Origin of the sequence: Waterburya agarophytonicola KI4 (genome assembly GCF_020640915.1) — a bacterium.
Classification (GTDB): domain Bacteria; phylum Cyanobacteriota; class Cyanobacteriia; order Cyanobacteriales; family Xenococcaceae; genus Waterburya; species Waterburya agarophytonicola.
This window is the reverse complement of the sequence record NZ_JADWDC010000122.1, coordinates 1-5202: the sequence shown is the minus strand read 5'-3', so window position 1 is coordinate 5202 and position 5202 is coordinate 1. Positions and strand designations below refer to the sequence as shown.

The 5202-nt window shown below is 35.8% G+C and carries 6 protein-coding genes; 2 read left to right on the top strand and 4 right to left on the bottom strand.

What is annotated here, in order from left to right:
• Window positions 1-521 precede the first annotated feature (521 nt).
• Window positions 522-695 carry a hypothetical protein gene (locus I4641_RS23105; RefSeq protein WP_229642938.1) on the top strand — a complete coding sequence of 58 codons (174 nt, stop codon included), beginning with the start codon at window positions 522-524 and terminating at the stop codon, window positions 693-695.
• A gap of 452 nt (window positions 696-1147) precedes the next feature.
• Here I4641_RS23105 and I4641_RS23100 read toward each other — a convergent pair whose 3' ends face one another.
• The gene (locus I4641_RS23100) at window positions 1148-1303 is read right to left on the bottom strand and encodes a hypothetical protein (protein ID WP_229642937.1); all 156 of its coding nucleotides are present in this window, start codon (window positions 1301-1303) and stop codon (window positions 1148-1150) included.
• 350 nt (window positions 1304-1653) lie between these two features.
• On the opposite strand from I4641_RS23100, the gene I4641_RS23095 reads away from it, so the two are divergent.
• The gene (locus tag I4641_RS23095) at window positions 1654-1956 is read left to right on the top strand and encodes an HNH endonuclease signature motif containing protein (protein ID WP_229642936.1); all 303 of its coding nucleotides are present in this window, start codon (window positions 1654-1656) and stop codon (window positions 1954-1956) included.
• 57 nt (window positions 1957-2013) lie between these two features.
• Here I4641_RS23095 and I4641_RS23090 read toward each other — a convergent pair whose 3' ends face one another.
• Genes I4641_RS23090 through I4641_RS23080 form a run of 3 tightly spaced genes read right to left on the bottom strand, consistent with a single transcriptional unit; the run spans window position 2014 to window position 5141 of the window.
• The gene (locus I4641_RS23090) at window positions 2014-3018 is read right to left on the bottom strand and encodes a DUF6262 family protein (protein ID WP_229642935.1); all 1005 of its coding nucleotides are present in this window, start codon (window positions 3016-3018) and stop codon (window positions 2014-2016) included.
• On the bottom strand, window positions 3011-4855 hold the full coding sequence (locus I4641_RS23085; RefSeq protein WP_229642934.1) for a tyrosine-type recombinase/integrase: 1845 nt from the start codon (window positions 4853-4855) through the stop codon (window positions 3011-3013). The genes I4641_RS23090 and I4641_RS23085 overlap by 8 nt, the downstream gene beginning before the upstream one ends.
• Window positions 4845-5141 carry a tyrosine-type recombinase/integrase gene (locus I4641_RS23080; protein ID WP_439655367.1) on the bottom strand — a complete coding sequence of 99 codons (297 nt, stop codon included), beginning with the start codon at window positions 5139-5141 and terminating at the stop codon, window positions 4845-4847. Before I4641_RS23080 ends, I4641_RS23085 begins: the two co-directional genes overlap by 11 nt.
• Between the last annotated feature and the right edge of the window lie 61 nt (window positions 5142-5202).

Genomic DNA, 5202 nt, shown 5'->3' with positions numbered 1-5202 from the left:
AAATAAAAATAATTTTTTACTATACCATAAAAAACTTTTGCAAGAGTTCTATAGTAATGTTTTTTTCTAGTTTTTCATTTATCAGGGCAAAACTTAAGGTATCAAGGACGCTTTTACTTGTTAACTGAGGCAGAATAAATCGAGTGACCATAAAAGTATTTGTTCCAAAATGGCTAAATAATTTACTCTATTTTTGCGTATGCAAAAATAATTAACCATTCCGACAAACAGTTTTATATTTTACTTAAAAGGTATATTTTAGCTGTATTATGGATTGAAATGGATTTAAATCAAAATTCATATTATTCAGATTATTCAGAAAAAAGCTCATTTTGTTGCTATTAGCAAGCTTTTTTGTCAGATATTTAGTTACTTTCTGAAAATGTTAGGTTTTAGCTTTTATTGTTGCTATCTTTATTACTAGAAAGCAACAATAATTATGATTTTCTTCTCCGACCAAAGTGAATAAATCAAATTATGTTGCTGCTTTCAATCTTGTTTTTTTGATAGAGGTATCTCTAATGGACAATTATAGATCAAAGCGAATTGGTGCGGTAGTTGGTGTATTTCTTCTTAGCATTGCTTTAGGAATGCACGATGGTAATCAAGAGCATTTATCAGACCTTGTTACCTATGCCTTGAATAATACGGCTCTTTTTTCTAAGATTCTGGAACAGAAGCTAGACCAAGACTAATTTAGTTATTCAGGTAACTTATGGCAGGGCATCAGCCCTGCTTTTTTTTAGCTTCCGTCTGGGAAGTCCCGCGTTCTGCCGTCAGGCGAACGTCGGGACTGAGCTTAAAAATGCTCGAAAAAAAGAGCTAGTCGCCATCAAATTTTATGGTGACAGGTATAGGAGGCGTTTGAGTAGCAAGTGATACTGCTGACGAACTTAACAAAAGACTCATAGGGCGATCGCGAACTTTAAAAGATCTAACGACCAAAAATGGCGTATGGCAACGATTCGTGAATTTTACTCCCATATCCCCTTCAAATCGTTACGCTGACTAGGTTATGAGGTTTTTATTTAAAAGCTCTTGGAATGCTTGAAGGCTTAAAGATATATAGAACAAGCTTTTTAAGAATTGGATCGCTCTGATTGTTTCATGCTTGTTCAAGACATTGACGAAAATAAACGTTGGGGCATTATATAATAAGTGGCTCAAACTCAATAAAATCGTTATAACGATAAACATTACCTGCAATAGAATCTAAAACTTGGAAATATTCCCATTCTTCCCCTCTAGCATTTAAATTTTTAAGTTCTTCAAGTTTGCATTTAATCTCATTTAAGTCACTCATTGAATCGCTCCTAATGTTTACTATCTAACTTACGCTTATAATTCCCACGATCGATAGTTATTTTTAGCACTACATAAGGCAAGGTAAATGTTTTAGGCGGATATGGGAGTAAAATTCACGAATCGTTGCCATCCCCCTATCTCGGTCGAACCCCAAAAAGATTCGCTCATAACTGCTTGCTTTTTGCTTTAAGTATAAATAGTAATCGCCCTATCACCTCCTTCTTCTTACTCCTGTCTCTCAAAACCTTCAATATATCTTCAACTGGGACTTTTTCAGCGTTCATTTTTTGAATCAGCGATCGCCACTCTACGATAAGATGAGATTAAAAGCGCGATCGCCTAATTAAAATGCCTATTGATACTAGTCTTTACCCTGAAAATTGGAGCAGTCTAGCATTGTCAGTAAAAGAAGCTGCTGACTGGCGATGTCAGTGCTGCGGGAAGAAATGTTACAAACCAGGAGAACGACCTGAGAGTCTATCGCGATCGCAATGGACTGCCGATATTTTGCAGGTACACCATCGCAACCATGACACGACAGACAATCGACTATCTAATTTAATGTCTGTCTGTTCTGCCTGTCATTTGGGTTTGCACAGGAGTAAATATAGTCCTGTTAGTGTTTTCTCGCCCACATCGTCCACAACGTAAGTTTGACAACGCTTGTACTGTTGTTGATATGTCCATATCGATGTTTTTTACACAACATCATTCTAACTCTGTTTCCATTAGTTTTTTGGCTTCGATCCAAGACATTTGACTTTGAGGTAATCCTGATGCGGTTGTCCGATTGACCTTGACTAATAATTCTCCCTTAGTATTTTTAGGTAGCTCTGCGGGGGATTCATTGACAATGAATTTTAAATCTATCGCTTGGATATACCATTCTTCAAACTCTGGCGGAAATATTAATTCATGGGGTTGCGATCGATTTCTTTGTATAGGTTGTGGAAGTTTTTTGGGTTTTTGCCATCCGTCTTTGATTGCCTTTACTAACCAGCCACCAGGGTTTTCGATTTCTTGAGTAGACAGAGCATATTTCAATGCTTCAATAGCTTCTATCACCATCTCTTCTGGCTTTTCACGAATTCTTTTTCTTAAGGTACTATTTATGGATATACCTAAATTGGTTAATTCCATCTTTACTGCATCTGGTGTCGGCGTATAAGAACGCTTTGGCGATGGAGAAATAGAAGTAACTTTCTTCGTAGAACCTAAATTTTGACGAGTGAGCTGATTTTTCAGTGAGCTATTTTCTTCAACGAGTCTTTCTATCTCTGCGCTAAGACGTTGATTTTCTTCTCTGAAGCGATTGACCGCACTTTCATAACTTTCTAACTCAAATGCTCTACCAGCCAGAGATTCATTGGCGAGTCTTAGCTGAGTTACTTCTGCGTCTAAATCTTTAATTCGTTTTTTAAGATGATCGATGATGCGATTTTTGGAGTTATCAGAAGCAGCGGGTATTACTCTCTTTCCACTACGTTTTTGCTCTTCCCTCAGCTTCAGGATGCGGTCTTTTAGCTCTGGATATTTGTAAAGGTAGCTGGTCGATACTTGTGCTTCACGAGCGACAGCTTTAAAGCTAATTACTTTACCTGACTGTTGTAATTTACGAATTGCCTTTTCAGTAGCAGAAGCAGCATTATGTTTTTTCTGTTCTGACGCAGCAGATAGATTAGCTATTCTGGCTTCTCGGTTATTTTTACTCATTATTATCTCTTTCCAAAGTAGTAATAATAAGCTCTAAATTTTGCCTAATTAGTTCATTCTTTTTAACTGGTAATTGCCAGTCATATTTATACGCTTTGGTTAATACTTTTCTGGTTCTTTCTAATTGGTCTTTATGAAGAGCGAGAAAATTCTTATTAGTGCGAAAGTGAGGACAAATATAACAACCAACATCACCAGCAATATCACAATCACCTAATATTTTAGGTCTACCACAATAACCGTTCGGTAAAGCTATAGCAGCGATTTCTCTCGTAAACCACTCTAAATCTTCAGGATTACCTTCTAACTCTAAGGCAACTATTTGACCAGTAATATCAATAGTTTTACTTTCATGAAATAAGAGAAGTTCTTTTCTTAGAGTTTCATCATGAATGTGAGCATAGCGCATGGTCATTTCTGGACTACAATGACCGAGTATTTTCATGATTATGTGTTGAGGAACTCCTTGATTAATCATTTGTGTTCCTACGGTATGTCTAAATTGATGAGATTCAAAGTGCCATAATTTTCCATTCTCATCTTGAATCTTGCATTTCCTAGATAGGTTATTGAGATAATTGATAAAGTTACCAATGCCCATCACTTGATTTTTCATTGGTATAAACACAGCACCACTTGAGCCTACAGCTCTAGCAGTAAATAAATATTCATTGCCGTCATCACAATATTCTCGAATAAATTCTTGTTGCTGTTTAACTATTTCAACTAACTCTAAGCTGATAGGTATGATTCTCTCTCGGTCGAGTTTTTCGTCATAAAATTTGATGCTCCATTGTTCATTTCCTAAAGTATCTTTACCGATATAGACTAAACAATCAAAACCAATTATTCCTAGTGAACTGTACCTCATGCCACACTCTTGGATGACTAAAACCATTCTCATTACTGGTTCTGGCAGTTTGTCTAGATTTTCATTAAGTTGCTTGAGAACAAATGGTGGAATATATCGAGGTAAGCTTAATGAACGTTTTGAGTAATCTTCTGTTGTAATTAAATATCTATCTGTCTTGAACCATTTGTTTTCATTTCCCGTATCGAGAAAAGTTTTTAAGTTGCCAATCAACATATTTTTCCAGCTTGGCTTCAAGCCTCGACTATTTACACAAAAAATGTAATCTAGTACTAACTTTCTATCTAATTGCTCTATGTTGATTATTTCTGGATAATTACTATCTAGAAAATTGGCAAAATCCAGATTAGCTACTAAATAATTTTGAATCGTGCCAAAAGCTCTGGTTGCTGATTTGAATTTAATAAATTTTTTCGCTAGTTCTTTTAGCCAAGGTTGGCTAATTCCAGTAAAGTTTAGTTTTGTATGACTATCAGTTTTTAATGGTTTAAGCCCAAGTGCTTTAGCATCCCAGATATCTTCAGATAATAGCAAATTCTTAGGTCTACGTTTTCTGGTTGAACCAGTCACAAAGCTGGCTCTGCAATCTTTACAGTTATACTTTTGCTTTCCGTCTGAACCAGTAAAACCGCCTTTTACACAGTTGTTACTATGACAAAATCTGCATTGAACTTCTTTTAATGGTATTCCTCTCTCACGCAGTTTTGGGTCGATAAATATTCTCTTACATTCAGGTTCAGAACACCTATATCGTTTTTTTCCATTGCTATTTTTCCCAGCGTTTTTTCCCGAACTCTTTACATTGAGACTTCCACAACGAGGGCAACATAAAACATTCGGGTCAAAATAAATTGCTTCTACATTACTTTTTTGCTCATTTTCATCTGTTGCCTGATGAATAACTACTTCGGCTAAAGAAGGATTAAAACAGTCTGTTTTTTGTTGATTTTTCGCTCTATCTAACATCAGTTTTTTTGGTAGCGATATATTTATCAAATTCTTTTCTTACATCTTCATCACTTAGATGAGTATAAGTATCCATTGTGGTTTGAATATGTTTATGTCCCAATCGTTTCTGAACATAAGCCATTTCCCATCCAGACTTAATTAGTTCTGTAGCGTGAGTATGTCTCAATAAATGTGGTGTTGCTTTTTTTATTCCTGTTCTTCCTTCTAAGCTGCGGAATAAGCCATTTGCCCCGTTGTAGGTCATGGGAGTACCCAATTCTACATTAGAAGAATATAGGTTGATAAAAATGTATACTTCAGACGGTCATAATCTGAGCTTTATTAAAAGTCTGAAATCGTAAGGT

Bases quoted from the DNA above. Each gene is read 5' to 3' on its own strand.
- I4641_RS23090 (WP_229642935.1), bottom strand. From the start codon at position 3,018: ATGAGTAAAAATAACCGAGAAGCCAGAATAGCTAATCTATCTGCTGCG.
- I4641_RS23100 (WP_229642937.1), bottom strand. From the start codon at position 1,303: ATGAGTGACTTAAATGAGATTAAATGCAAACTTGAAGAACTTAAAAAT.
- I4641_RS23095 (WP_229642936.1), top strand. From the start codon at position 1,654: ATGCCTATTGATACTAGTCTTTACCCTGAAAATTGGAGCAGTCTAGCA.
- I4641_RS23085 (WP_229642934.1), bottom strand. From the start codon at position 4,855: ATGTTAGATAGAGCGAAAAATCAACAAAAAACAGACTGTTTTAATCCT.
- I4641_RS23105 (WP_229642938.1), top strand. From the start codon at position 522: ATGGACAATTATAGATCAAAGCGAATTGGTGCGGTAGTTGGTGTATTT.